General features: G+C 67.5%; 30 protein-coding genes and 2 pseudogenes. 26 read left to right on the top strand and 6 right to left on the bottom strand.

Annotated elements, in window-relative coordinates; all coding sequences use genetic code 11:
* Positions 1-357: 357 nt before the first annotated feature.
* The 8 genes and pseudogenes from CDO87_RS27230 to CDO87_RS12565 all read left to right on the top strand — a co-directional run bounded on the left by CDO87_RS27230 (position 358) and on the right by CDO87_RS12565 (position 6,100).
* Positions 358-1,449 (top strand): AAA family ATPase, encoded by a 1,092-nt coding sequence (locus CDO87_RS27230; RefSeq protein WP_254698104.1) that lies wholly within the window; start codon positions 358-360, stop codon positions 1,447-1,449.
* Positions 1,450-1,789: 340 nt separating this feature from the next.
* On the top strand, positions 1,790-2,329 hold the full coding sequence (locus CDO87_RS12590) for a hypothetical protein (RefSeq protein WP_254698102.1): 540 nt from the start codon (positions 1,790-1,792) through the stop codon (positions 2,327-2,329).
* Complete coding sequence (locus tag CDO87_RS12585) at positions 2,326-2,526, top strand: hypothetical protein (RefSeq protein WP_100929098.1); 201 nt, start codon at positions 2,326-2,328, stop codon at positions 2,524-2,526. Before CDO87_RS12590 ends, CDO87_RS12585 begins: the two co-directional genes overlap by 4 nt.
* A complete protein-coding gene (locus tag CDO87_RS12580; RefSeq protein WP_100929097.1) occupies positions 2,519-2,899 on the top strand; it encodes a DUF6362 family protein in 381 nt (126 codons plus the stop codon). The genes CDO87_RS12585 and CDO87_RS12580 overlap by 8 nt, the downstream gene beginning before the upstream one ends.
* Before the next feature lie 416 nt (positions 2,900-3,315).
* Positions 3,316-4,692, top strand: coding sequence for a site-specific DNA-methyltransferase (locus CDO87_RS12575; protein WP_100929096.1), 1,377 nt, complete (start codon positions 3,316-3,318; stop codon positions 4,690-4,692).
* A 1-nt stretch (position 4,693) separates the two neighbouring features.
* A pseudogene (locus tag CDO87_RS27020) lies at positions 4,694-5,248 on the top strand (DNA cytosine methyltransferase); the annotation flags it as partial.
* Positions 5,249-5,405: 157 nt separating this feature from the next.
* The gene (locus tag CDO87_RS27015) at positions 5,406-5,888 is read left to right on the top strand and encodes a hypothetical protein (protein ID WP_198521908.1); all 483 of its coding nucleotides are present in this window, start codon (positions 5,406-5,408) and stop codon (positions 5,886-5,888) included.
* Positions 5,885-6,100, top strand: coding sequence for a hypothetical protein (locus tag CDO87_RS12565; protein WP_100929094.1), 216 nt, complete (start codon positions 5,885-5,887; stop codon positions 6,098-6,100). Before CDO87_RS27015 ends, CDO87_RS12565 begins: the two co-directional genes overlap by 4 nt.
* A 53-nt stretch (positions 6,101-6,153) precedes the next feature.
* Here the strand turns inward: CDO87_RS12565 and CDO87_RS12560 are convergent, their stop codons facing one another.
* From CDO87_RS12560 to CDO87_RS12550, 3 genes are all read right to left on the bottom strand, one after another.
* Positions 6,154-6,642: a hypothetical protein gene (locus CDO87_RS12560; RefSeq protein ID WP_100929093.1), complete on the bottom strand. Its 489-nt coding sequence runs from the start codon at positions 6,640-6,642 to the stop codon at positions 6,154-6,156.
* Between the two features lie 266 nt (positions 6,643-6,908).
* On the bottom strand, positions 6,909-7,481 hold the full coding sequence (locus tag CDO87_RS12555) for a DUF3489 domain-containing protein (protein WP_100929092.1): 573 nt from the start codon (positions 7,479-7,481) through the stop codon (positions 6,909-6,911).
* 95 nt (positions 7,482-7,576) lie between these two features.
* A complete protein-coding gene (locus CDO87_RS12550) occupies positions 7,577-7,849 on the bottom strand; it encodes a hypothetical protein (protein ID WP_066813809.1) in 273 nt (90 codons plus the stop codon).
* Positions 7,850-7,960: 111 nt separating this feature from the next.
* Here CDO87_RS12550 and CDO87_RS12545 point away from each other — a divergent pair, with 111 nt between their 5' ends.
* The 8 genes from CDO87_RS12545 to CDO87_RS12510 all read left to right on the top strand — a co-directional run bounded on the left by CDO87_RS12545 (position 7,961) and on the right by CDO87_RS12510 (position 15,677).
* On the top strand, positions 7,961-8,557 hold the full coding sequence (locus tag CDO87_RS12545; RefSeq protein WP_100929091.1) for a hypothetical protein: 597 nt from the start codon (positions 7,961-7,963) through the stop codon (positions 8,555-8,557).
* Positions 8,505-10,508, top strand: a complete 2,004-nt coding sequence (locus tag CDO87_RS12540) for a phage terminase large subunit family protein (RefSeq protein WP_100929090.1) — start codon at positions 8,505-8,507, stop codon at positions 10,506-10,508. The genes CDO87_RS12545 and CDO87_RS12540 overlap by 53 nt, the downstream gene beginning before the upstream one ends.
* The gene (locus tag CDO87_RS12535) at positions 10,508-10,717 is read left to right on the top strand and encodes a phage head-tail joining protein (RefSeq protein ID WP_100929089.1); all 210 of its coding nucleotides are present in this window, start codon (positions 10,508-10,510) and stop codon (positions 10,715-10,717) included. Before CDO87_RS12540 ends, CDO87_RS12535 begins: the two co-directional genes overlap by 1 nt.
* Positions 10,717-12,261, top strand: coding sequence for a phage portal protein (locus CDO87_RS12530; protein WP_100929088.1), 1,545 nt, complete (start codon positions 10,717-10,719; stop codon positions 12,259-12,261). The genes CDO87_RS12535 and CDO87_RS12530 overlap by 1 nt, the downstream gene beginning before the upstream one ends.
* Positions 12,262-12,266: 5 nt before the next feature.
* Positions 12,267-14,321, top strand: coding sequence for a prohead protease/major capsid protein fusion protein (locus tag CDO87_RS12525; protein WP_100929087.1), 2,055 nt, complete (start codon positions 12,267-12,269; stop codon positions 14,319-14,321).
* Between the two features lie 83 nt (positions 14,322-14,404).
* A complete protein-coding gene (locus CDO87_RS12520; RefSeq protein ID WP_100929086.1) occupies positions 14,405-14,740 on the top strand; it encodes a DUF2190 family protein in 336 nt (111 codons plus the stop codon).
* Positions 14,740-15,051 (top strand): hypothetical protein, encoded by a 312-nt coding sequence (locus tag CDO87_RS12515; protein WP_100929085.1) that lies wholly within the window; start codon positions 14,740-14,742, stop codon positions 15,049-15,051. Before CDO87_RS12520 ends, CDO87_RS12515 begins: the two co-directional genes overlap by 1 nt.
* Positions 15,048-15,677, top strand: a complete 630-nt coding sequence (locus CDO87_RS12510) for a DUF6441 family protein (RefSeq protein ID WP_100929084.1) — start codon at positions 15,048-15,050, stop codon at positions 15,675-15,677. Before CDO87_RS12515 ends, CDO87_RS12510 begins: the two co-directional genes overlap by 4 nt.
* A gap of 70 nt (positions 15,678-15,747) precedes the next feature.
* On the opposite strand, the gene CDO87_RS12505 is transcribed toward CDO87_RS12510, so the two are convergent.
* On the bottom strand, positions 15,748-16,320 hold the full coding sequence (locus CDO87_RS12505; RefSeq protein WP_100929083.1) for a hypothetical protein: 573 nt from the start codon (positions 16,318-16,320) through the stop codon (positions 15,748-15,750).
* Between the two features lie 4 nt (positions 16,321-16,324).
* Positions 16,325-16,648: a PadR family transcriptional regulator gene (locus CDO87_RS12500; RefSeq protein WP_157814983.1), complete on the bottom strand. Its 324-nt coding sequence runs from the start codon at positions 16,646-16,648 to the stop codon at positions 16,325-16,327.
* Between the two features lie 128 nt (positions 16,649-16,776).
* On the opposite strand from CDO87_RS12500, the gene CDO87_RS12495 reads away from it, so the two are divergent.
* The 10 genes from CDO87_RS12495 to CDO87_RS12460 all read left to right on the top strand — a co-directional run bounded on the left by CDO87_RS12495 (position 16,777) and on the right by CDO87_RS12460 (position 24,313).
* On the top strand, positions 16,777-17,196 hold the full coding sequence (locus CDO87_RS12495) for an acyl-CoA transferase (RefSeq protein ID WP_100929081.1): 420 nt from the start codon (positions 16,777-16,779) through the stop codon (positions 17,194-17,196).
* 24 nt (positions 17,197-17,220) lie between these two features.
* Positions 17,221-18,162 (top strand): phage tail tube protein, encoded by a 942-nt coding sequence (locus CDO87_RS12490; protein ID WP_100929080.1) that lies wholly within the window; start codon positions 17,221-17,223, stop codon positions 18,160-18,162.
* Between the two features lie 2 nt (positions 18,163-18,164).
* Positions 18,165-18,602 carry a hypothetical protein gene (locus CDO87_RS12485; protein WP_100929079.1) on the top strand — a complete coding sequence of 146 codons (438 nt, stop codon included), beginning with the start codon at positions 18,165-18,167 and terminating at the stop codon, positions 18,600-18,602.
* 68 nt (positions 18,603-18,670) lie between these two features.
* A complete protein-coding gene (locus CDO87_RS26750; RefSeq protein ID WP_157814982.1) occupies positions 18,671-18,841 on the top strand; it encodes a hypothetical protein in 171 nt (56 codons plus the stop codon).
* Positions 18,822-21,239, top strand: coding sequence for a phage tail tape measure C-terminal domain-containing protein (locus CDO87_RS12480; protein WP_100929078.1), 2,418 nt, complete (start codon positions 18,822-18,824; stop codon positions 21,237-21,239). Before CDO87_RS26750 ends, CDO87_RS12480 begins: the two co-directional genes overlap by 20 nt.
* 61 nt (positions 21,240-21,300) lie before the next feature.
* Entirely contained in the window at positions 21,301-21,927 is a 627-nt protein-coding gene (locus CDO87_RS12475; RefSeq protein WP_100929077.1) for a DUF2460 domain-containing protein, read from the top strand.
* The gene (locus tag CDO87_RS12470) at positions 21,924-22,274 is read left to right on the top strand and encodes a hypothetical protein (RefSeq protein ID WP_028031152.1); all 351 of its coding nucleotides are present in this window, start codon (positions 21,924-21,926) and stop codon (positions 22,272-22,274) included. The genes CDO87_RS12475 and CDO87_RS12470 overlap by 4 nt, the downstream gene beginning before the upstream one ends.
* The gene (locus tag CDO87_RS27440) at positions 22,267-22,398 is read left to right on the top strand and encodes a hypothetical protein (protein WP_256388372.1); all 132 of its coding nucleotides are present in this window, start codon (positions 22,267-22,269) and stop codon (positions 22,396-22,398) included. The genes CDO87_RS12470 and CDO87_RS27440 overlap by 8 nt, the downstream gene beginning before the upstream one ends.
* Before the next feature lie 4 nt (positions 22,399-22,402).
* Entirely contained in the window at positions 22,403-23,059 is a 657-nt protein-coding gene (locus CDO87_RS12465; protein ID WP_100929076.1) for a lysozyme, read from the top strand.
* Positions 23,060-23,123: 64 nt separating this feature from the next.
* A protein-coding gene (locus CDO87_RS12460; RefSeq protein ID WP_100927447.1) for an IS3 family transposase occupies positions 23,124-24,313 on the top strand; the annotation gives its coding sequence in 2 pieces (ribosomal slippage) (positions 23,124-23,376 and positions 23,376-24,313; 1,191 coding nt in all).
* Positions 24,314-24,630: 317 nt separating this feature from the next.
* On the opposite strand, the pseudogene CDO87_RS27225 reads toward CDO87_RS12460, so the two are convergent.
* Positions 24,631-24,732, bottom strand: a pseudogene (locus tag CDO87_RS27225) (DNA-binding protein); the annotation flags it as partial.
* Between the last annotated feature and the right edge of the window lie 811 nt (positions 24,733-25,543).

The raw sequence follows: 25,543 nt of genomic DNA, 5'->3' as shown, positions 1-25,543 counted from the left end.
TGAAGGTCGGCGGCGACACGCATTTCCGCTCGGCGCACCAGCCGATCCGGGTGCCCGGCACGGTCTATCACAAGCACGGCCATCAACGCCTCGTGCAGATCCGCGAGCATCGCGACGTCGAGCTGGATCTTTCGGATTTCGCCGAAAAGGTCGCAGAGATGCCGCCGCTGCCCGGCGTGGGCTTCGCCAGCGATGTTGCCGCGCCGACCGCGAAGCCCGGCATCGACGCTGTGCTCACAACGCCGGTGCGCGAGGGCGCGGTTGATGACTGGTCCCGCTTCCAGGGGGCCAGCGCCGCCATCGGCCATTACGTACGCCTCGTCCACGAGGGCCGCCTCGACCCCTTCGCGGGCTGGCGTGCCGTTCCTCGGCTTCACGCCGCCCCGGCCGCTGCGCGTGTTCTACCTTCAAGCCGAGATCCAGTATCACTACCTGCGCGAGCGCATGCAGCAGATCGCGCTGCCCGCCACCGTGATCGCCGCCGCGCGCGACACCTTCGTCGCCACGCCGAAACTGAAGCTGCTGCTCGACGCGGAGGGTGTCGCCCGCGTGGCCGAGGCAATCCGGGCCGCATTCTCCAACGCGCCGCCCGACATCATCGTCATCGACCCGATCCGCAACCTCTTCGACGGTGGCCCCGAGGGCGGCGGCGAAAACGACAACAGCGCCATGATGTTCTTCCTGAAGGACCGGGTCGAGCTCCTGCGCGAGGCGGTCAATCCGGACGCGGGCGTCATCCTCGCCCACCATACCCGCAAGGCCAGCAAGCATCAGGTCAAGGACGATCCCTTCCTCGCGCTCTCCGGCGCCAGCGCGCTGCGCGGCTTCTACACCTCGGGGCTGCTCATGCGCCGGCCCGACGAGGACAGCAGTGTCCGCAGGCTGGAGATCGAGCTTCGGAACGGCCCCGCGCTGCCCGGCAAGCTGATCGACAAGGTGAAGGGCGAGTGGGTCGAGTTGAACCCGCTGAACGAGCGCCTGGTGCGCAAGGAGGTCGGCGCCAAGCTCGATGCCGAACGGCTGCGCAAGCACGATGTCATCCTCGGCATGCTGCTGGATGAGGCTGCGAGCGAGCGCCTCTACACCGCCATGCAGTTCGCCGAGACCTTCGAGAACCGGGGAGGTCTGGGCAGCAAGCACACGATCCGCGAGCGCCTCAGCGTGCTGGCGACCAAGGGCTTCGTGAAGTTCCTGCGCGACCCCTCGGGGTTCGGCTTCCCCGTCACCCGGTCGCGGTTCGGCTACCTTTGCGTCGAGGGCATGCAGTTCGGCGCGCCCGTCGAGGAGGTCGATCCGGACACCGGCGAGGTCGCCACAAGCGCCCGTCCGGTCCTGCCCAGCCACTTCAAGTGCCCCCAATCCGGGCTCTGCCTGCAGGTCGAAAACCCCGCCGTCTGGGTCTACCCGGAGGGGCTCGAGGACGACCTAACTCATATGAGTGAGGCCTGACTCATATGACAGCGCCAACTGTGCACTCAACGAAATCAACGGGTTACGGGCAAATAAGAGTTAGGTCCCTCACTCATGCCCGAAGACTTCATGAAGTCTTATTCCGCAATGATTTCAGACACTTGCCCTCCCCGGAACAGTTAGGTGTCAAACCCCCATACTACGTATGGGAGGGCCACCCCACAGGGTTGGCCACTCCTCCCATACGTCCGGGCCAGCCGCGCGCGCCGCCGTGACGCTCCCTTGTGCTTCCCGATCCGACGACGGCGGCCCCGTACCGCCAAGCACCAGACCGCCGTCGTCTTCCGCCGCCACAGGCCACCGGCAAAGGAGACCCATCATGGCTCAGCCGACTCTGATCCCCAATTGCGACGGCGCAAGGTTTGAATCGCTGCCGCTCGACACCCCCCGCAACCGCTGCATCCTCGCGCTCGACCTCGGTACTTCGACCGGGTGGGCAATCCGCGGCCATGACGGTCTGATCACCAGCGGCACCGTCTCGCTGCGCCCCGGCCGCTTCGACGGCGGCGGCATGCGCTACCTGCGCTTCACCAACTGGCTGACCGAGATCGACCGGCTCTCCGGGCCGGTCGCGGCGATCTGGTTCGAGGAAGTCCGCCGCCACGCGGGCACCGACGCGAGTCACATCTACGGCGGGCTCATGGCCACACTGACCGCATGGGCAGAGCTGCGGGGCGTGCCCTACGAGGGCGTCCCGGTCGGCACGATCAAGCGTCACGCCGCAGGCAAGGGCAACGCAGGCAAGGCCGCCATGGTCGCCGCCGTCCGCGCCCGGGGCTTCAGCCCCGCCGATGACAACGAGGCCGACGCCATCGCCATCCTGCTCTGGGCGATCGAGACGAAGGGAGGTGTCGCATGAGATGGCACCCCCATGGCTACGGCGGCCGACGCCGGGATCCCGAACAGGTAAAGCGCGAGGGCTGGCAGGAACAGGGCGTCCTCGCGGTCTCCGCCGATGACGACCGCCTCACCTGGCCCGAGCGTGAACTGGTCCGCCAGCTTGGTGAGAAGCTCTACGGACCGCGCCCCTCTGACAGGGAGGTGCGTCATGGCTGATCGCGAATGGACCGCAGAGTGCGTCGCCGATCATTTCGAGGAGGCGTTCCGCACCCTGCGCAAGCTGCCGCCGGTGAAGGCGCAGGGCTATTTCAACACCTGGCCCGACATCGTGCGGACCAGCCGCGAGATCGCGGCGATGGAGCCGCAGCCGATGCGGGTCTGGCCCTCGGCCGCCGCGATCACCCGGCTCGAGCAGACCTTCGACTGGGTGCTCTGGATCGAGGAGGCGGAGCGCAAGCTGGTCTGGTCGCGCGCAGCCCGTGTGCCGTGGAAGCAGATCAGCGGGGAGCTGGGCTGCGACCGCACGACGGCGTGGCGTCGCTGGCAACTGGCGCTGACGAAGATTGCTGCACGGCTGAATGCGCAGTGACTCCAATGTGTTGCAACACTTTTTCCTTCGACATCTGCAACAGATCCATGCTATTCCGAAGGCAAGATGGGGAGAGTGCGCTGGAAAGCTCGCTCTCCCCTTTGCGTTGACGGGGACCTTCTGGACCCCGGCATCCGGCGAGGGTCCGGCCGGGGTCCACCCCATGGCAGTTTCCGGTTCCTTCCTGGGCGTTTTCGTATGCTGGCGGGCGAAGCGCGGAACATCGCCAGCGACAGGGCCGGATTTTTGGGAAGCCACCCGGAAGCCGGACCCACGCGCGCCCCGCGCAAACACCAATGAACGCTGGCCTTACGACCGGACACCGCTGGTTGCCGCTGGACCCCGTGTGGAGTCCAGCCCGGCATCCGGAGTCCGGAAGCCACCGGTATCCACCCGACCGAGGAACCTTGCCCACCATGATGCTGAGCTTCGCCTCGGACGCGATCGAGACTTGGCCGCTGTCGCGCCTCCAGCCCTACGCGAAGAACGCGAAGGGGCATGGCGCGGACCAGGTCGCCAAGATCGCCGCCAGCATGGCCGAGTTCGGCTGGACGGTGCCATGCCTCGTCGCCGAGGACGGCGAACTGATCGCCGGGCACGGGCGCGTGCTGGCCGCGACGCAGCTGGGGCTGACCGAAGCGCCGGTGATCGTGCTGGGTCACCTCACCGAGGCGCAACGGCGGGCATACCGCATCGCGGACAACAAGCTGACCGAACTCGGCACCTGGGACGAGGCGCTGCTGTCGGCAGAACTGAACGACCTGCTGGCCGAGGATTTCGACCTGTCGCTGGTCGGGTTCTCCGACGGCGAATTGGACAAGCTGCTGGCCTTCTTGCCGGAGGGGGACGGGGAAGAAGGTGGCGCCGGGGGCTCCGTGCCGCCGGTGACCATCCCCGAGCCACCGCGCAACCCGGCATCGCGCATTGGCGATCTCTGGATCCTCGGCGACCACCGTCTGCTCTGCGGTGACAGCACCAGCGTTTCCGATGTGCGCCGCCTGATGAATGGCGAGCGGGCGATCCTGTTCGCGACCGACCCGCCGTATCTCGTCGATTACGATGGCTCGAACCATCCGACCCGCAACAAGGATTGGTCCGCATCCTATGGCACGACCTGGGACGACAGTTCGCAGGGAGCGGAACTCTACGACGGCTTCATCGCTGCGGCGGTCGCCGAGGCCATCGCCGACGATGCCGCCTGGTATTGCTGGCACGCCTCGCGCCGCCAGGCGATGCTGGAAGCCTGCTGGGAAAAGGCGGGCGCCTTCGTCCACCAACAGATCATCTGGGTGAAGGACCGCGGGGTTCTGACCCGGTCCCACTACCTCTGGAAGCACGAGCCCTGCTTCATGGGCTGGCGCCGCCCGAACCGCCCGCCGAAGGTGGCCGAAGAAACCCTGCCATCGACATGGGCGCTGCCGAGCTTCGCCAAGGACGACCGTCCCGACCATCCGACGCCAAAACCGCTCGACGCCTTCGGGATCCCGATGCGCCAGCACGTCGCTCGGGGCGGCCTCTGCTACGAGCCGTTCTCGGGCTCGGGCTCGCAGATCATGGCGGGCGAAGCCAACGGCCGTCGTGTGTTCGCGATGGAGATCAGCCCGGCCTATGTCGACGTCGCCATCGAACGCTGGCAGGTCGAGACCGGCCGCGACGCGATCCTCGACGGCGATGGTCGGACCTTCGCCGAGGTGAAAACCGAGCGGCTGGGCGACGACGCCGAACCCACGGCCGATACGCCGGACACGGACGCCGCCCCTGAACCCGCGCGAAAGCGCAAGACCGCCGCGTGACATGCATGACCTGGCTCTACCTTCCTCCGGAGGCGCTTCCGGGGCCGGAGACGCATGCCTGTTCGGCCTCTCCCTCTGCTCCGGCGCGGGCGGTCTCGACCTCGGGCTCACCATCGCCTTGCCCGGATATCGAACTGTGGGCCATGTCGAACGGGAAACCTACGCCGCAGCCACTCTCGTGGCGCGGATGGAAGACTCGTCCCTGGATCGGGCTGTTGTCTGGGACGACGTTGGAACCTTCGACGGCCGCCCGTGGCGCGGCGCGGTGGACATCATCACTGCGGGCTATCCGTGCCAGCCGTTCTCCGTCGCAGGCAAGCGCCGGGGCGCGGACGACCCGCGACACCTCTGGCCGCATGTCGCCCGCATCATCGGCGAGGTCGAGCCGCCCTTCGTCTTCCTCGAGAATGTCGCCCATCATCTCCGCCTCGGCTTCCCCGAAGTCGCCGCAGGACTGGTCGAAATGGGCTACCGCCTTGCGGCAGGCCTCTTTACGGCAGCGAAAGTCGGCGCGCCCCACAAGCGCGAGCGGCTCTTCATCCTCGCCATCCGCGAGGGGGACGACGTGGCCGACCCCGCGCGCCTGCTCTGGCACCCGTTCGAGTGGCGGGAACCGGACGGAACTGCTGCGGCTCTGGCCGACTCCGAGGGCCAGCGCCAACGAGAACCGGCAGACGAAACCGACGCCCTCGCAGGAAGCAGGCCAGCACGGGATGAACCTCGCGACGACGGCTGCGCTGTGGCCGACGCCGCAGATCGACTGCTTTCGGAGCCGGGGCGGCGACAGGCGCGACGAGAAGGGTCTGGACCGGATGGCGCGGGATTGGCCGACGCCGATGGCAACGGACGGCAACAAGCCGAGTGCAGGCAACCGTCGGACAGCGGACCTCACCCATGCCAGTCAGATGTGGATGACGCCGACGGCGCGGGATCACAAGGATGGGGCGACGACATTGGCGAACACCCCGGTGAACGGCCTGCTTGGCCGCCAGGTCCTGGTGACGCCGATGGCTGGGGGCGATACCTCCGATGCGCGCCGGACCTTGAACCCGCTGTTCGTCGAGGCGCTGATGGGCTGGCCCACCGGGTGGACCGGCTTCGCCTCTGTGGCAACGGCGTGGTCCCCTTGGTTGCGGCGCATGCGCTGCGAACTCTCGCGGCTGAACTGCTGGCCGATGGATGAGGTGGAGGCATGAAGCAGTCCCGCCTCATGTCGCTGGTCGAGGCCGTCGCCAACGTGATCGTCGGTTACGGCGTCGCGGTGGTAACGCAGATCCTGATCTTCCCGGTCTTCGGGCTGCACACGACGCTGGCCCAGAACCTGAAGATGGGCGCGGTGTTCACGGTGGTCAGCATCGTTCGGTCCTTCGCCTTGCGGCGGTTGTTCGAAGCGATCAGGATGCGGTAACCGCCGTCGGCTATGCGGACGGAGCGGACACTCACTGAGGGTTCAGCACAAGTTCAACCGAGCGGTTCTTGGGAGGCGGCCCAGTCGAAGGCACGTTGCCGTTCTGAAAAATAGAACTCTTTGATGGACATGCCCGATGGCACGCGAATTCCGGTATCGTCGAGCCCTTTCTGGAACCCTGCAAGAATACTGTCCGTCACTCCCTGCGTTGTCTCAATCAACGCAGTGATAGCTGGCAGGTCGTGGGTGTGGGCATAGTCTACGATTTGGGACAGCGGGATCTTCCGGGCCATGTGTTGGTGCCAAACGTCGCCGGGCTTCAGCACACCGCCAGCTTCGGCCAACTGCCGATAGTTAACCGGACGCTTGTCATGCGCCGCCTGCAACAAGAATTCGATGCCGGCCTTGAAGTTGAACACTTTGTTACGTCGACCTTGTTCTGCGATAGCCGCTACGGCCAGCGGGGCGTCGAGCTTCCCGGCGCGGCGGTGATTCTCGATCAGATTCTGAATTTGTTTGTCTGTTTTCTCGCTCATATCCATGACATCGCACTTTCTGCGGGAAGAAGGCTCTTGTCCATCGGGCCAGAGCAGAAACGTCTCGGAAGAGCCGAAACAGATGGCACCGCCTGCACATCCACTTCTTCCCTATGTCTCAGTGCGGACGGAGTTTGTCCGATGCCTCGATCCGATCCCTAAAGGGGCCAAAGTCCGAAAAAGGCTCTTCGCGTCGATTTTGTCCGTTACCGGCGATGATCAACCGCCGCCCCGGAGGGACGGCGGTCATCAACTTGTCGGGGTCCGGTGCCTCAGGCGGCGGGGAGCTTGTACACGCGCCCCCGGTTCTCGACCTTCTCCGCGGTCACTTCGAGCCCGAGCTTCTTCTTCAGCGCCCCGGCCATCGCGCCGCGCACCGTGTGCGACTGCCAGCCGGTCGCGGCCATGATATCCTCGATGGTCGCGCCGTCCGGCGCGCGCAGCATGGCGATCATCGTGGCCTGCTTGGTGCCCTCGCGCGGCGTGCGCGTCTTGGGCGCGGTTTCGGCCTCGGAGGGAGTGTCCGGCGCGGGCTCCTCTGTCGGCGCGTCCGTCGCGCCCGCAGGCGCGGTGTTCGCGTCCTCGGGCTCGATGCCGATGGCGGCGAGCCCTGCGTCTGTGGCGACCAGCGTGACGCCGTGGCCGTCGCCGGTCTCGCGCCAGACGGGTTCGCCGTTGCGCATGTCCGCGTCGACCTCCTGCAGGAAGCCCTTAGCGAGCATCGCGCCGACCACCTTGGCGGCAGCGCCGCCGCGCAGGCTGTCGGGGAGCGGCAGGGCGATGCGGTCCTCGCGCTGTGCGGCAGAGCTGAGGATGATGGCTTGGGTATCGGAAATCTTGGTCATGGGGTCGTCTCCGTATTCGGGCCCGCGTCATGCGGCGCCTTCTACGACCCCGAGCCGCGCAGGGCGCGCGGCGGGAGTTCCGGCGTTGCCGGAGATCAGCGGGCGTGCTCGCCCTCGCCGAAGGCGCTGTCGGTGATGCGCTTCAGGAGGCTGGCGTAGTGTTCGAGGGTGCCGACCATGGCCCAGCCCGCCTCGTCCGGGTGACAGTTGAAATGGTCGTCGCTGAGCGCCTGCAGGCGGGCGAGCATCTCGTCGATCTCCGCCTTCTTGCCGATGAAGGCCGCGAGCGCGGCTTCCTTGTTCCGGCGCGCCTTCTCGGCGCGGAGTTCGTGGCGCGGGGTGGTGATCGGGTTCAGGCGGGTGGTCATCGGGGTGGCTCCTTGGTGAGTTGCATCGCTTCGCTGGAGTGACGTTCGCTCCGTCTGCCACGCTTATCAACTCGATAAGCACATGATCTTGAATGATAATCGGAGCCGTCGATGCAGGGCATGAGCGAGCGCCAGTACGCCGCGCATGTCGGCCTGTCGCGGGGCGCGATCCAGAAGGCGAAGACGGCCGAGCGGCTGGTCCTCTATCCGGACGGCAGCATCAACGCGGCGGCCAGCGATGCGCGGCGGGCCGAGACGACCGACCCGTCGAAGACGCGGAAGCCGCCCGCGCCGAAGCTGAAGCCCGTCCCCGAGGCGGCGGTGGCCGCCGTCGGCGACACGCTGCGCGAACAGGGTCTGGCGGTTCCTGCCGTCGGCGGCGGCACGACCTTTCTTCAGGCGAAGACCGCGAACGAGGTGCTGAAGGCGCAGGAACGGCGCATCCGTCTGCAGAAGCTGAAGGGGGAGTTGATCGAGCGGGCCCGCGCGCTGGCGCTGGTGTTCCGCCTGGCGCGCGAGGAACGGGACACGTGGGTGAACTGGCCCGCGCGCGCGGCGGCGCTGATGGCGGCCGAGCTCTCCGCGTCGTGCCGCGACGCGACGGGCCAGCAGATCGCCGTGGAGCCAGCCGCGATGCAGAAGGTTCTGGAAAAACATGTACGCGCCCACCTCGACGAACTCGCCGAGGTCCGGCCCGACTTCCGGTGATAATGATGGCCTGACGGACTTCGACGGCGCAGGCGAGATCCTGCGCGCCTGGGGCAACGGGCTGCGGCCCGACCCCGACCTGACCGTCTCGGAATGGGCGGACCGGCACCGGATGCTCTCGGGCCGCGCCTCGGCCGAACCCGGGCGGTATCGCACGGTGCGCACGCCCTACATGCGCGAGATCATGGACCGGCTGTCGCCCGGCGATCCGACCCAGCGGATCGTGTTCATGAAGGCCGCGCAGGTCGGTGCGACCGAGGCGGGCAACAACTGGATCGGGTTTGCAATCCACCAGGCGCCCGGGCCGATGCTGGCGGTCCAGCCGACGGTGGAACTGGCGAAGCGCAACTCGCGCCAGCGGATCGACCCGCTGATCGACGAAAGCCCCGAGCTGCGGGAGCGGGTGAAGCCCGCGCGATCCCGCGATGCGGGCAACACGATGCTGTCGAAGGAGTTCGCGGGCGGCATCCTGATCATGACGGGCGCGAACTCGGCGGTCGGGCTTCGGTCCACCCCGGCGCGCTACATCTTCCTCGACGAGGTCGACGCCTATCCGGCCTCGGCCGACGAGGAAGGCGACCCGGTGACGCTGGCCGAAGCGCGGTCGCTGACCTTCGCGCACCGGCGCAAGGTGCTGCTGGTCTCGACGCCCACCATCCGGGGGCTGAGCCGGATCGAGCGGGAATACGAGGCGAGCGATCAGCGGCGGTTCTTCGTGCCGTGCCCGCATTGCGGCGCGATGCAGTGGCTGAAGTTCGATCGGCTGCGCTGGCAGAAGGGCCGCCCGGAGACGGCGGAATATCACTGCGAGGGGTGCGAGACGCCCATCGCGGAACACCACAAGACGGCGATGCTGGAGGGCGGCGAGTGGCGGGCGACCGCCACGGCCGCCGATCCGACCACGGTCGGGTATCACCTCTCGGCGCTTTACTCGCCGATCGGCTGGCTGAGCTGGGAGCGGATCGTGCGGGCTTGGGACGCGGCACAGGGGTCGGACGAGGCGATCAAGGCGTTCCGCAACACGATCCTTGGCGAGACATGGGTCGAGACCGGCGAAGCGCCCGACTGGCAGCGGCTCTACGACCGGCGCGAGCGCTGGGCATCCGGCAGGGTGCCTGCAGGCGGGCTGTTCCTGACAGCCGGGGCTGACGTGCAGAAGGACCGGATCGAGGTCGACGTCTGGGCCTGGGGGCGCGGACTTGAGTCCTGGCTCGTCGACCACGTCGTGATCGAGGGCGGGCCCGACCGGCATGACGCATGGTCGGAGCTGACGGCACTGCTGGACAGAAGCTGGCCACATGAACGCGGCGCGCATCTCAGGATCGCGCGGCTCGCCATCGACACCGGCTACGAGGCCCCGGCGGTCTATTCCTGGTCGCGGGCGCAGGGGTTTGGGCAGGTGTCGCCGGTGAAAGGCGTCGAGGGGTTCAACCGCTCGAGCCCGGTGTCGGGGCCGACCTTCGTCGACGCGACCGAGGGCGGCAAACGCCTGCGGCGCGGTGCCCGGCTCTGGACCGTGGCGGTCTCGACCTTCAAGGCCGAGACCTACCGCTTCCTGCGGCTGGCGCGGCCGACCGAGGAGGACATGGCCGGCGGGGCGGCGTTCCCGCCCGGCTCGGTGCACCTGCCGCACTGGGTCGAGAACGAATGGCTGAAGCAGTTCGTTGCCGAGCAGCTGGTCACCGTGCGCACGAAACGCGGCTTCGCCCGGCTGGAATGGCAGAAGCTGCGCGAGCGCAACGAGGCGCTGGACTGCCGAGTCTATGCCCGCGCCGCCGCCTGGATCGCGGGCGCGGACCGCTGGCCCGAGGAGAAATGGCGCGACCTCGAGGATCAGCTTGGGGCGGCGCCCACCGACACCGATCCCGCCGGGCAGATCAACCGGCCGGGACAGGCCCCGCAGGGCAAGCGCCGCTCCGACTGGCTCGGAAGGCGTGGAGGATGGTTTTGATGACGGACTGGACGGAAACCGAGCTCTCGGCGCTGCGCCGGGCCTATGCCAGCGGCACGACGCGGGTGAGCTATGACGGCAAGTCCGTCGACTACGGCTCGGCCGAGGATCTGCTCGCCCGCATCCGCACCATCGAACGCGCCATCTCGGGCACCACACGGCCGCTGCCAGTGGCCGGGCTTGCGGGCTTTTCGCGCGGGGACCGGTGATGTCAGCAAACTGGTTCGATAGGGCTATTGCCTCCGTCGCCCCACGTGCTGCAGCCCGCCGTGTCCTGGCCCGTCAGGCCTTCGAGACCCTGACACGGGGCTATGACGGTGCTGCGAAAGGCCGACGGACGGACGGCTGGCGCGCACCGGGATCCTCGGCCGACACCGAGATCCGCGTGGCCGGGGCGCTCTTGCGCGACCGGATGCGGGATCTGGTGCGCAACAACCCGCATGCGGCCAAGGCCGTTGCGGTGCTGGTGAACAACATCATCGGCGCAGGCATCATGCCGCGCGCCGCAAGTGGCGACGACAAGCTGGACCGCAAGGTCGACGCGCTCTTCGAGCGCTGGACGGCGGAGTGCGATGCCGACGGCCAGCTCGACTTCTACGGCCTGCAGACGCTGATCTGCCGCGAGATGGTCGAGGCGGGCGAGGTGCTGGTGCGCCGCCGCCTGCGGCGGGCAAGCGACGGTCTGCCGGTGCCGCTGCAACTGCAGGTGCTGGAGGCCGACTTCCTCGACGCCACCAAGTCCGGCGCCCTCGGTGCGGGACGGCTGGTGCAGGGGATCGAGTTCGACCCGGTCGGCAAGCGCCAGGCCTACTGGCTGCATGCCGAGCATCCGGGCGACGCCTATGGCGCCTTGCAGAACGGTCTGCAGAGTCGCCCGGTCCCGGCGACCGAGATCGCCCATGTCTACGAGAAGCAGCGCACGCAGGCGCGCGGCGTTCCCTGGGGCGCGCCGGTGATCAGGTCCTTGCGCGATCTCGACGACTACGAGGTGGCCGAACTGGTCCGCAAGAAGACCGAGGCCTGCGTCACCGCCATCGTCTTCGGCGACGACGAGGCGCAGCAGGGCATCGCGCCTTCCGTGGTCGATGCCGACGGCAACAGGGTCGAGCAGTTCGAGCCGGGGCTGATCGCCTATGCCCGCGGCGGCAAGGACATTCGCTTTAACCAGCCCTCGGCCACCGGCGGCTACGGCGAATACAAGCGGGCCAGCCTGCACACGATCTCGGCCGGGTTCCGGGTGCCCTACGAGCTGCTGACCGGGGACCTCAGCCAGGTCAACTATTCCTCGATCCGGGCCGGGCTCGTGGAGTTCCGCCGCCAGATCGACGCGGTGCAGTGGCAGCTGTTCATCCCGATGTTCTGCGCGCCGGTCTGGCGCTGGTTCACCGAGGCTGCGTGGGCAGCGGGGCAGATCCCATCGCCGACCGTGCCGGTGGAATGGTCGCCGCCGAAGTTCGAGGCCGTCGACCCGCAGAAGGACGCGATGGCGAACCTGCTGTCGATCCGTTCGGGCACGATGACGCTGGCGGAGGTTATCGCGAAACAGGGCCGCAATCCCGACGCCGTGCTGGCCGAGATCGCCGCGACCAACGCCAAGCTCGACGCGCTGGGGCTGGTGCTCGACAGCGACCCGCGCCGCGTCACCAAGACCGGCAGCGCGCAGACGAGCGATCCGGCGGCCGACGATCCGGCTACCGACGACCCCTCCGCCGACGCGAAAACCGACCCGGCGCAGGCCGACCAACAGGACTGACCTTCATGGACACGATGATCGAACTGCCGGCCATGCGCCGGTCGGCGGAGCTTGCGCCGAACACGGCCGATGCCGACAGCCGCACCGTCGAGGTGGTCTGGTCGGCCGGAGCTCGCGTCCGCCGCGCAACCTTCTTCGGTGAGCCGTATGACGAGGAACTGAGCCTCGATCCCGCCCATGTCCGGCTCGATCGGCTGAACGCGGGCGCGCCGTTCCTGAAGGTGCACGAGCTCGACACGCTCGACGCGGTGATCGGTTCGGTCGTGCCGGGCTCGGCCCGGATCGAGAACGGCCGCGGCATTGCGCTGGTCCGGATCAGCGAACGCGCCGATGTCGAGCCGATCTGGCGCGACATCCAGGCTGGGCACATCCGTGCAGTCTCCATCGGCTACCAGGTCCACCGCTTCGAGGTCTCGAAACCCGAGGCCGCCCGAGAGCTTTGGCGCGCGGTGGACTGGACGCCGTTCGAGGTCTCCGCGGTCGCCGTCGGCGCCGACCCCGCCGCCGGTTTCCGGGCCCAGCATCCCCTTCACGACTGCGTCCTTCACCGCCGGGACGCCCCCACACCGCAAGGAGCATCCCCGATGACGGACAAGACCCAGGCCCCGGCGAGCGACGCCGCGACCCCCGCCAACCCCCAGCCGACCGAGCCGGTCGAAACCAAGGACACCCCCATGACCGAGCCGAAAGCGGCTGCGCCTGACCCGAAGGTCGCCGCCAGCGAGACCCGCAGCCAGCCGAAGACGCAGGCAACGCCCGCGCCCGACACCGAAGCGGTCGCCACCCGCGCCCGTGAGGCCGAGCGCGACCGCGTCTCGACCATCTACGATCTGTCTGGGCGGCTGAACCTGGAGCGCGGCTTCGCCGAGGATCTGGTGAAACGCGGCGTCAGCGTCGACGAGTCCCGCCGCCTGATCCTCGATCAGGTCGCCGCGAAGTCGGACGAGACCCGGACCTTCCCGCATGTCTCCGTCCCTCTCGGCGGCCGGGACGAGCGCATCACCCGCCGCGACGCGGTGGCGAACGCGCTGCTGCACCGCTACAGCCCGACGCTGTTCCAGCTGGAGGACGCCGCGCGCCAGTACCGCGGCATGACCCTGCTGGAACTGGCCCGCGAAAGCCTCGGCAATGCGGGCGTCAACACGCGGGGCCTGTCGCGCGACGAAGTGGCGACACGGGCCCTGCATTCGACCTCGGACTTCCCCGAGATCCTCTCGGCGGTCACCAACAAGACCCTGCGGCAGGCCTACGAGGCCTATCCCCGCACCTTCATGCTGTTCTGCCGCCAGGTGCTCGCCACCGACTTCAAGGCGATGCACCGGGTGCAGCTGGGCGAAGCGCCGCAGCTGCTCGAGGTCGGCGAGAGCGGTGAGTTCAAGCGCGGCACGCTCGGCGAGAGCAAGGAGAGCTACAAGGTCAAGACCTATGGCCGGGTGGTCGCCATCACCCGCCAGACCCTGATCAACGACGATCTCGACGCCTTCACCCGGATCCCGGCGATGTACGGCAACTCCATCGCCCAGCTGGAGTCGGATGTGGTCTGGGGGATCATCACTTCGAACCCGGCGATGGCCGACGGCAACGCGCTGTTCCACACCACGCACAAGAACCTTGCGGGCACCGGCGCGGCGCTCGACGTCGGCAGCGTCGGCGCGGCCCGCGCGGCCATGGCCAAGCAGACCGGCCTCGACAAGAAGACAGTTCTGAACGTCCGCCCCGCCTTCCTGATCGTGCCGGCCTCGCTGGAACTGAAGGCCGAGCAGCTGGTCGCCCAGAACCTCGTGCCCGCCGCGACGTCCAGCGTGGTGCCGCAGTCGATCCGGACCCTGTCGCCCATCGCCGAGCCCCGGCTCGACGCGGCCAGCGAGACGGCCTGGTATTTGGCGGCATCGCCGAACCAGATCGACACCATCGAGTACGCCTATCTCGAGGGCCAGCAGGGCGCCTACATTGAGACGCGCAACGGCTTCGACGTGGATGGCGTCGAGATCAAGTGCCGCCTCGACTTCGGCGCCAAGGCCATCGACTGGCGCGGCCTCTACAAGAACCCCGGCGCGTAAGCCAGGCAATCTCCTGAACCCTGATGCCTGATGCGCGGGCGGTCCTTTCGCCGCCCGTCGTCGTTCCGCGAAAGGATCCCGCAATGAAGAACTACGTCCAACCCGGCTCCACCCTCACCCTGACCGCGCCCTACGCCGTGACCTCCGGCGACGGCCTGCTCGTCGGTGCCATCTTCGGCGTGGCCGCCGGCGATGCCGCCAGCGGCGCGACGGTCGAGGCGGCGCTCACCGGCGTCTTCGATCTCACCAAGATCGGCTCGCAGGCCTGGACCGTCGGCGCCAAGATCTATTGGGACGACACCAACAAGCGCTGCACCACGGTCGCGACCGACAACACCCTCATCGGCGTCGCCGTCGAGGCCGTGGCGGGCGGGGCCGGCGACACCATCGGCCGGGTGCGGTTGAACGCGGCCTTCTGATGACCGCCTTCGCCGCCGCCCTCGACGCACTCTTCGCGGATGCACATCTCGCGCGCGATGTCGTCTACACGGCTGAGGGCGGCGCGCCGTCGCTGGTCCGGGCGATCCTGCGCCGGCCGGACGACGTGACCGGCTTCAGCGAGGCACGCATCTGGTCGGAAACCACTCGGCTGGATCTGCGCCTCGCCGAGGTGGGGAGCCCGCGCCCCGGCGACCGCATCGAGATCGACGGCGAGGCCTTCCTGATCAAGGGCGAGCCTGTTCGCGACCGCGAGCGGCTCGTCTGGACTGTGGATCTGAGGCCCGCGTGAAGGTGAAGCTCGACATCACGCCCGACCTGGTCGCCGCCATGGCCGCCGAGGTGAAGGCCGGCGAGAAGGCGGTCACCGCTGCCATGCGCGAGGCCGGGACCGGGCTGAAGACAGCATGGCGCGGGCAGATCACCGGCGCGGGGCTGGGCCGGCGGCTGGCGAACTCGATCCGCAGCCAGGCCTACCCGAAGGCCGGCGAGAGCCTGAACGCCGCCGCACTGGTCTGGTCGAAGGCCCCGGTCATCGTCGGCGCACACGACACCGGCCCGCTGATCCGCTCGAAGGACGGCTTCTGGCTCGCGATCCCGACCGAGGCCGCCGGGCGAGGCCTGCGAGGCGCCAAGCTCACCCCCGGCGAATGGGAACGCCGCCGCGGGCTGCGTCTGCGGTTCGTCTATCGCCGGCGCGGCCCAAGCCTGCTCGTTGCCGACGGGGCCCGGATCAACATCCGCGGTCAGGCGGTGGCGTCGCGCTCTAAGACTGGCCGCAACCAGGTCACCGCGCCGATCTTCTTGCTGGTCCCGCAGGTCAAGCTGCCGAAGCGGCTCGATCTGGTCCGTGACGCCGAGCGGGCGCACGACAGGGTGCCGGGGTTGATCGTCGCGAACTGGGTGCTGGTCCGGTAGCTCTGGTAGCTGTATCCTGCCCAGAAGCCTGCTCTTACGTTGACGTCGGTCTTGCCGACGGAGCCCTAGTTCAAGGTATCATCTTCCAGATTCCGATCACCTTCTTGCCCAAGCTCGTTGCTACGTAGAACGCAACGGTGAGGCTCAAGTTCATGTGATCTCTGATGACGATCCATTTGGCCTTCCATGTCTGGCTTCGTGCAAGGGCTTCCGTGTGTTCGTCGCGCATGTCGACGATTGCCTGCGCAAAGACGGTCTCAAAGGCCTTCTTAGAAAACACGAAGGAGAGCAGACTACGAGCAAATGTGCCCGGCGGCATATGCACTCGCGCTCGACGTTTCTCTGATTTGCCTTCCAGAATGGCAACAATCGACATCAAGCCGTCCACGCCCTTCACGAGCCGCAGCATACGATCGATGCGGGACACGATTTGCCTCATCTGATCGGTTGGGTAACTACTACCTTCAATCTCTTCCCGAGCGGTGTTTTCGGTCAAACCGTGGTCAAAATTGAAATGAGAGGAGTCAATTTCAATCCCCTGCAAGTCGACGTCACTAAGATCTGCGCCACGCAGATCAGCTTTTGTAAGCTCAGAGATTCCTTTGAGCCTAGAGAGTTGTTTTGGGGACAGATGCAGTTTCATTCTTTTACGCATAGCCCGGCCCTCCGAATTGGCCTGACTTCGCCGCCAACATTGCCGCATCTGCAACGCGCAGCGCACGCTGTCCTTCACCGGTTATCATGTACAGCCGCCGAGGCATCCCGGGGTCCTTAGGCGAACTTTCTCGCCTTGAACTTAGATAGCCTTTTTCGACCATGCGCCCCAAAGTCACATAGATGGTTCCGCGTCTGAGTGCGCCCCCACTCTCGGTGACCATCTCAAGACCATAGCGCTCACCCCCAGCGCGCAGTTGGTCCAAAATGAGATATTCTTTCTCGGAGAGGCGTGGGAAGTCCATCTTGTAGCTCACATTTTTGTTCGGCTCCATGTAACTTACATGTTGTAAGACTCGATTTCAAGTATCCGTCTACGTGATCGACGAACTGGAACCAGAAGACCGCTGGGCACGGCTTCGACAACCTTGGAAGAGCGCGCAGTATGTCCACTTCTCGCGAAACCATCCTCGCCGCGCTGCACGGGCGGCTCTCGATGCTTGTTGCCACCGCGCTCCGCGGCGAGGTGCTGCCCGAGCGCGTCCCGGCCGAGGGACTGCTGATCCTGCGCGACGGTGAGCCGGGGGAGCCGGAGGTGACGCTGTCGCCCCTGCGCTACCACTACCAGCACCGCGCCGAGATCGAGGCCGTCGTCCAGGGCGCAGCGCGTGATGCCGCCTTCGACACGCTGACCGCCAGCATCGGTACGGTACTCGCCGCGGATCGAACGCTGGGCGGGCTCTGCGACTGGGTCGAGGCGGAAGCACCGCGGCCGGTCGATCTACCGGTCGAGGGCGCGGCCAGCCTGAAGGCCGCCGTGATCCCGGTCGTCCTGCACTATTCCACGGCCGACCCGCTGGCCTGACCCCGACAACCCGAGGAGAACACCATGGCACGAGCCCAGGGGGCGCGGGCGCTGATGGCGCTTGCATTCGAGACGACCTATGGAACGCCGCCCGCGAGCGGCTTCACCCGCATGCCCTTCGCCAGCACCTCGCTGGGGGCGGAACAGCCGCTGCTGAACTCGGAGCTTCTGGGCTATGGTCGCGATCCGCTGGCGCCGATCAAGGACGCGGTGACGGCAGACGGCGACATAGTGGTGCCGCTCGACGCCGAGGCATTCGGCTTCTGGCTGAAGGCGGCCTTCGGCGCGCCCACGACCACGGGCGTCGAGGCCCCGTACAGCCACGAGTTCCAGTCGGGGTCCTGGACGCTGCCCAGCATGTCGATCGAGACCGGCATGCCCGAGGTGCCACGTTACGCGATGTATTCCGGCTGCGTGCTCGACCAGATCACCTGGCAGATGCAGCGATCGGGGCTGCTGACCGCGACTGCGCGGCTGGTGGCGCAGGGCGAGACGGTGGGCACGACGACCAGCGCTGGAACGCCCGCTGCGCTCGAGCTCAAGCGCTTCGGCCATTTCAACGGGGCGATCACGCGCAATGGCACGGCGCTCGGCAACGTCGTCTCGGCCGAGATCACCTATGCCAACAACCTCGACCGGATCGAGACCATCCGCTCGGACGGCCGCATCGACGGCGCCGACCCGTCCATCGCCACGCTGACGGGCCGGATCGAGGTCCGCTTCGCCGATCAGACGCTGGTGACGCAGGCGATCAACGGCGAGGCCTGCGAGATGGAATTCGCCTACGTCCTGCCCTCCGGCGAGAGCTTCACCTTCACCGTGCACGCCGTCTACCTGCCGCGCCCTCGCATCGAGATCTCCGGGCCGCAGGGCGTGCAGGCGACGTTCGACTGGCAGGCGGCGCGTGACAGCGTGGTCGGCCGGATGTGCACCGCCACCCTGATCAATGACATAGAGGTGTATTGAGGATGCTGACGCTCGACCTGACCAACGCGCCCCGCTGGCACGACCTCGCCCCCGGCGTGCGGGTGCAGCTGCGACCGCTGACCACCGCGCTGATGGTGGCGACACGCAGCGATCCGGCCGTCGAGGCGGTGCCTGAGAAGGCTTCCGACGAGGAACGCGCCGTTGCCTTCGCCAAGGCGCTGGCGCGGCGGGCGGTGCTCGCGTGGGAGGGCATCGGCGATGCCGACGGCAACGCGCTCGATCCGAGCCACGAGTCCGTCGACGCGCTGCTCGACATCTGGCCGATCTTCGAGGCGTTCCAGCTGACCTACGTCTCCAAGGGCCTGCTGCTGGAACAGGAAAAAAACGCCTCCGCGCTCTCGCCGAATGGTCCTTCGGCGGGGGCGAGCGCTATTGCGAAGCCTGCGCGCAGGCCTGCCCGGACTGCCCGGCGCGGCTGAACCGGCCCCTGACGCATGAAGGCTGGCAGGTCTGGGATCTCGTCGGCCGCCTCGGTGGCCAGCTGCGCGTGCTGCCTGGCGCGGTGATCGGCTGGGACATCTCGGCGGCGCTGGCGCTCGGTGACGCGCTCGGCGTGCCGCCGCTCGTCACGGCCGAAGTGCTGCCCGTCATCGAGGCGGTGATGGTCGCCAAACTCAACGTACAGATGGATCACTCCCATGGCGGAAAAACGGGTTAGCGTCCGCCTCGCGGCCGTGGGCGGACGGCAGGTGCGCGCCGAGCTGGAAGGTGTCGGCGAGGCCGGGTCGCGCGGCTTCGGACGGCTGAGCCGCGAGATGGAAGCGGCGAACACTCGGCTGGCAGCGTTTTCTCGCCGCGTCGCTGTGGCTGCCGCCGCCGCCGTGGCAGCCGCTGCTGCTGCTGGCGTCGCGATGATCCGGTCCGGTCTGCAGACCGTCGACGCGCAGGCGAAGCTGGCGCAGTCCCTCGGGACTACCGTCGCCTCGATCCAGACGCTCGAGCGCGCGGGCGAACTGGCGGGCGTGTCGATGTCCGGCATCGAGCAGGCGACCAAGGACCTGACGCGCCGTCTCAGCCAGGCCGCCGCCGGGACTGGCCCTGCCGCCGATGCGCTGGATCGCCTCGGGCTTTCTGCGACAGACCTGATCGCGCTGCCGCTGGACCAGCGTGTGGGTGCGATCAACGCCGCCATCGAGAGCTTCGTGCCCGCCGCAGAACGCGCCGCCGTGGCGGGGCAGCTCTTCGGCGAGGAGGGCTCCATCGCGATGAGCCGGATCGACACGGCGACGCTGCGCCAGGCGACGGAGGACGTGCTTGCCTTCGGGGTCGTCGTCTCGGAGCAGGATGCCGACCAGATCGAGCGGACGAACGATGCGATCTCCCGGCTCGGGCTGATCTGGCGCGGGCTGTCGAACCAGCTGGCCGTCGCAGCGGCGCCTGCGCTGGAAGCGGTCGCCAACGCCATGGCGGCGGTGGCCAGTCGGACCGGTCCGCTCGGCATCGCCATTCGCGGTCTCTTCGACAACATCGGCCGCCTGACCACCTATGCCGCCACCTTCGCGGCCTTCCTCGCCGGTCGTTGGGTCGCCGGCATGGCCGCTGCGGCGCTCTCCGTCCGTGGTCTCGCCACGGCGCTGGTCGTCCTGCGCGGGGCGCTGATCCGCACGGGCATCGGCGCGCTGATCGTCGGCGCGGGCGAGCTCGTCTACCAGTTTACCCGTCTCGTCTCGGGTGCGGGTGGCTTCAGCGAGGCGATGTCGCTCCTGAAGGACCTCGCGGTCGAGGTCTGGGAGCGGATCAGGATGGGCGCCGCTGCGGCGGGCGCGGCCGCCACGGCGATGTTCTTCGACCTGAAGGCCGACGCCGCGTCGGGCATGCAGAGCGCCATCGAGAGTGTCGTCGGATTCGGCAACACCGCCGCGAACACGTTCGAGGGCGCCTACGAGGCGATCAAGGCGATCTGGGGCCTGCTGCCTGCCGCCATCGGTGATCTGGCGTTCCAGGCGGCCAACAGCCTGGTCGACGGCGTCGAGGCTATGCTGAACGGCGTGGTCTCGCGCATCAATGGCTTCATCGGCGGCATCAACCAGGGGCTCGAAGCGCTCGGCTCCGAACGGCGCATCTCGCTGGTGCCGGACCTCGACCTCGGCGAGATCGAGAACCGTTTCGAGGGTGCGGCCAGCGCTGCCACGACAGCGGCGCAGGCGGCGTTCGACCGGGCTTTCGACGACAACCCGCTCACCGCACCCGATCTCGGTCTGACCGACGCGGCGAACCGGGCGCTCGAGTCCGCCAACTTCTATAGGGGCGCCGCGCGCGATCTGGCCGAAGGGGCCCGCGCCCCGCTCGAAAGCTGGCAGGCCCTGCGCGATGCGGTGCGCGGCACCGATGAGGACGGAGACGATGCGCTGACCGAGGCTACCGGCGCGGCCGAGCGGCTGGAGACGGCGCTCGGCGATGCGGGACGGGCTGCGACTGGTGCCGGTGCGGCGGCCGGAGCTGCTGCCGCGGCAGCGGAACCCAATGTCGAGACAGCCGTCACTGGCTGGCAGGCCGTCACCGCCGCGCTTTCGCACTACGCCAGCAAGGCGCGCGAGATCGGTGGCGAAATCGGCCAGAGCCTCGTCGGCGCCTTCCAGTCGGCCGAGAACGCGGTCGGCCAGTTCGTGCGGACCGGCAAGCTGAACTTCCGCGACCTGGTCACGTCGCTCCTGGCCGATCTCGCCCAGCTGGCGGCGCGGCGGTTCATCCTCGGGCCGATCGCCAACGCGCTCTCCGGCGTGTTCTCCGGGGCGGGCGGTATCTTTGCCAACGTCCTGCACGCAGGTGGGATGGTCGGATCGGCCGGGCCCTCGCGCATGGTCCCGGCCATGGCCTTCGTCGCTGCCCCCCGAATGCATGGCGGTGGCATGGCAGGACTTCGCCACGACGAGGTGCCTGCGATCCTGCAGCGCGGCGAGCGGGTGCTGTCGCGGCGGGAGGCCCAGAGCTACGGCGCGGGCGGCGGGGTCAACGTCACGATCATGGCGCGCGATGCCGAGAGCTTCCGTCAATCGCGGACGCAGGTCGCGGCCGACATCGCCCGTGCGGTCTCGCTCGGGCGGAGGGGCATGTGAGTGCGACCCCGCAAGTGGGAACCGGTTGCGGGGGCCAGAGCACGAACGAGGGAGAAACTTGATGGCGTTTCACGAGGTCCGGTTTCCCGACAACATCAGCCGCGGCGCGCGGGGCGGGCCGGAACGGCGCACCCAGATCGTCGAGCTCGCCTCGGGCGACGAGGAGCGCAATGCGAGCTGGGCCAACTCGCGCCGCCGCTACGACGTCGCCTACGGCATCCGCCGCGCTGACGATCTGGCGGCGGTGGTCGCCTTCTTCGAGGCGCGCAACGGTCGTCTCCATGGCTTCCGCTTCAAGGACTGGGCCGACCACAAGTCCTGCCTGCCTTCGGGCACGCCGTCGCCCCCCGATCAGGTCATCGGCACCGGCGACGGCGCGACGACCGCTTTCCAGCTGGTGAAGCGCTACGCCTCCGGTGCGCAATCCTGGACGCGGGCGATCGCCAAGCCGGTGACCGGAACCGTGCGCATCGCGCTCGCCGGGGTCGAGCAGCCCTCCGGCTGGTCCGTCGACACCGCCACTGGCGTCGTCACCTTCAGCGGCGCGCCGGGCGTTGGCGTCGCGATCACCGCGGGCTTCGAGTTCGACGTGCCGGTCCGCTTCGACACCGATGTGCTCGACGTGACGCTCGACCTCGAGCGACTCGGCTCGATCACCTCCATTCCGCTGCTGGAGATCTGGCGATGAACGACACCGGCAGCTTCGTTGCGGCCGTGCTGCGCGAGCTCGCGGCCTCGACGGCCGTGATCCTCGCCGCATGGGGCGCGCTCGGCGGCGCGACGAACGCGCTGACCACCAAGATGCGCCTCCGCGACGCACTCCGGCACATCCTCTTAGGCGGGCTGATCGCGGCCGGGATGGGCAGCCTCTCCATGGCCGTGATCACCGCCTGGCTCAGCCTGCCGCCCGAAGCTATCCCAGCGGGCGGGGCGGCGGGCTCGGCCGCCTATCTCGTCGGCGTCTTCGGTCCGGCCTTCATCGAGATGCTGCTCGCCCGCCTGCGCCGCGCCAACGAAGGCGGCGGCGATGAATGACCTTCTCCGCTTTGCGCGCTCCCTCCGCTGCGACCCTGCCGACCCTCGGCAGGCCTTCGCCCATCGCCTGCGCATCGGTCTCGCCGTCGCGGCGCTGATCCTGGTTCTCTCGCTTCTCCGGTAATCCCATGCACATGACTGACCGGGGCCTGCTGGCCCTCGTCCGGCACGAAGGACTCGTGCCCGGACCCTATCTCGATGTGAAACAGGTCTGGACCTTCGGCATCGGCCACACGGCCGCGGCCGGGCCGCCCGATCCCGCCACCATGCCGCGCGGCATGCCTGCCGATCTGGACGCCGGGGTCCGGGAGGCGTTCAGGGTCTTTCGGGCCGACCTCGCGCGCTACGAGGCCGCCGTCCTGCGCGCCGTGAAGGTACCTCTGGCGCCGCACGAGTTCGATGCGCTGGTCAGCTTCCACTACAACACCGGCGGCATCGCGAAGGCTGCGCTGACCCGGCGCCTCAATGCCGGAAATCGCGATGCAGCCGCCGACGCGTTTCTGAACTGGCGGCGACCGGCCTCGATCATTCCGCGCCGGGAAGCCGAGCGCGACCTGTTCCGCCACGCCCGCTATCCCGGCGGCACGATCCCTGTCTGGTCCGTGGACCGCACGGGCCGGGTGGACTTCTCGCGACCGATCCGTCGCCTGACCGAGGATGAGGCTCTGGCCTTGGCTCGCGGGCCGTCGCCGACGCCTCCGGTCCTCGCTCCTTCAACCACCGCGCCGAACGGCTGGCTCGCCCGGTTGGCCGCCTTCTTCTCCACCCTGATCCGGAGGGCCTGACTGACCTGCCACGGGATTTTTCCTCCACCGTCGATTAGAGTCCGGCCCAACCTGAGGACGGACAATGAAGCGAACGAGATTCACGGACGAGCAGATCATCGGCATCCTGGCCGAGCATGAGGCCGGCGCGAAGTGCGCCGATCTATGCCGCAAGCACGGCATGTCGGAAGGCACCTTCTACAACTGGAAGGCCAAGTTCGGTGGCATGACGGTATCAGAGGCCAAGCGGCTGAAGGCGCTTGAGGATGAGAACGCCAAGTTGAAGAAGCTTCTGGCCGAACAGATGCTGGATCTGGCGGCGATGAAGGATCTGGTTTCAAAAAAGTGGTAGGGCCCGCGGTGAAGCGCGAAGTCGTCGCCTATCTTCAGGCTGAGCATGGCCTGTCGGAACGGCGGGCCTGCCACATCGTCGGCGCGGATCGCACGATGATCCGCTATCGATCTCAGCGCGCGCCGGACACGGTTCTGCGCGGCCGGTTGCGGGACCTGGCCAACGAGCGTCGGCGGTTCGGCTACCGGCGCCTGTTCGTGCTGCTGCGCCGCGAGGGCGAGCCCTCGGGGATCAATCGGATCTATCGGCTCTACCGCGAAGAAGGGCTGACGGTGCGCAAGCGGAAGGCGCGGCGCAAGGCGGTCGGAACGCGGGCACCGATCCTGGTCGAGGCGCGACCGAACGCCCGTTGGTCATTGGATTTCGTCCATGACCAGTTCGCCAACGGCCAGCGCTTCCGCGTGCTCAACGTGGTCGACGACGTCACCCGGGAATGCCTGGCGGCGATCCCGGACACCTCGATCTCAGGGCGCCGTGTCGCGCGTGAACTGACGGCCCTGATCGAGCGCCGCGGCAAGCCCGGCATGATTGTCAGCGATAATGGGACGGAGCTGACCAGTAACGCGATCCTGCGGTGGTGTTCCGAGCACCGGGTCGAATGGCACTACATCGCGCCGGGCAAGCCGATGCAGAACGGTTTCGTCGAAAGCTTCAACGGCCGGATGCGCGACGAGCTGCTCAACGAGACCATGTTCCGCAATCTGGCCCATGCGCGGATCGTGATCGCAGCCTGGGCTACGGACTACAACACCGAGCGCCCCCATTCGGCCTTGGATTACCAGACCCCGGCTGCCTACGCGCGGACCCTGACCACCGCAATCGCCCGCCCCGCTGCGCGAGATGAAAGCTCCGCGCGCCGGGCGATTGCTCAACCTGCGCCAACCGGCGTAAACACTAACCGGGCTCCGGTCGTGGCTGGATGAAAGTTCAGTGGCAGGTCAGCGAGGCCCGTCACCAAGGGAGCGCCAGTATTCGAGGGTCCTGTGGCTGATCCTCCATCGTGCTGCCAGCTCAATTTGGGTCAGACGTAAGTCAAGCATTTTCGTTTCCTTTCGTGCGACCTTAACGGCCGAAATGATAATTCCCTGCGCGTCCAACACGATGCTTCGCGCAGGGTTTTTCTGACGATGCCCGGGCCAGTTCAGCGCCCGGCTTTTATTTCCTCCAAGTCGCGCCGCTCTTGATTTTCGAACGCCAGCACATCTTCGAGGCGGTAGATCACGCGCCCGCCGAGCTTCATGAAGCTCGGTCCTTCGCCAGTCCACCGCCACCGCTCAAGTGTCCTCGGGCTAATTCTCCATCGGGCAGCCAGATCGATTTGACTGAGGCATATTTCTCGCATTTTCGTTTCCTTTCGAACGACCACCGTGGTCGCACGACAACGAATGCGTAGAAAGAAAACGTATTCAAGTCAGTGTGTTGCGGGGTTCTGCGCGTTGCGCTCAGGGTTCTTCGCACAGTCGGCGCAGCAGCGAGCTTCAGGCCAAGGCCATGTCGGATCACGCAATTTCCGTCAGAACATCGTAAGACACGTCGGCCTGCCGGAGTTTCCTCAAGGGTCACAGGAGACGGTCCAGTTGGAAGCGCACCTCCTCCGCCACCATCAAGCGAATGACGCGCGCGGGTCAGGCACTGGGTCTCCATGGCGCGATGATGCCCGTCCCGCGAAGAGCGGCCCTTATGGCATTGACCGCGGCCTGGCTCGAAACTCCCGAGGCTTCGTCGGCGACCGCAGCTTGCTGAGCCTCCTATTGAGCATTGTGACGCCCACGACCTAGTGTGTCCGTCCTCATCGTGCCCGATCCAGGCGCGCTTGGTGCACCGGTGGTTTGACCTCCCGTATCCAACAGGCATCGGTGCGCGCGATGCGGCCAGTGAGGATGGAGGCCCGCGCTGCCGGTCGCTCATCGATGGTGAGTGTGCCGAGAGCGCTCGCTTCGCTTTCGGCAGACTAAGGTGACAAAGGACCTACCCAAACGCAGGTGATGATCCGTTTTTGTCGGCACGGCCTTGCTCAGCACCCATTCGTGCCGAGAAGCCCTGCTTCCCGGCGGAGTTGGATCGCCAAACGGCCAGCGATCCAGGAACTCCCCACCTGCATTTTCCGACCTGTTTTTTGCGCAGAAAAGGATAAAGACTCTTCGAGCGGACCT

The organism is Sagittula sp. P11 (assembly GCF_002814095.1).
Taxonomy (GTDB): Bacteria; Pseudomonadota; Alphaproteobacteria; order Rhodobacterales; family Rhodobacteraceae; genus Sagittula.
This window is presented reverse-complemented; position numbering and strand designations above follow the sequence as displayed.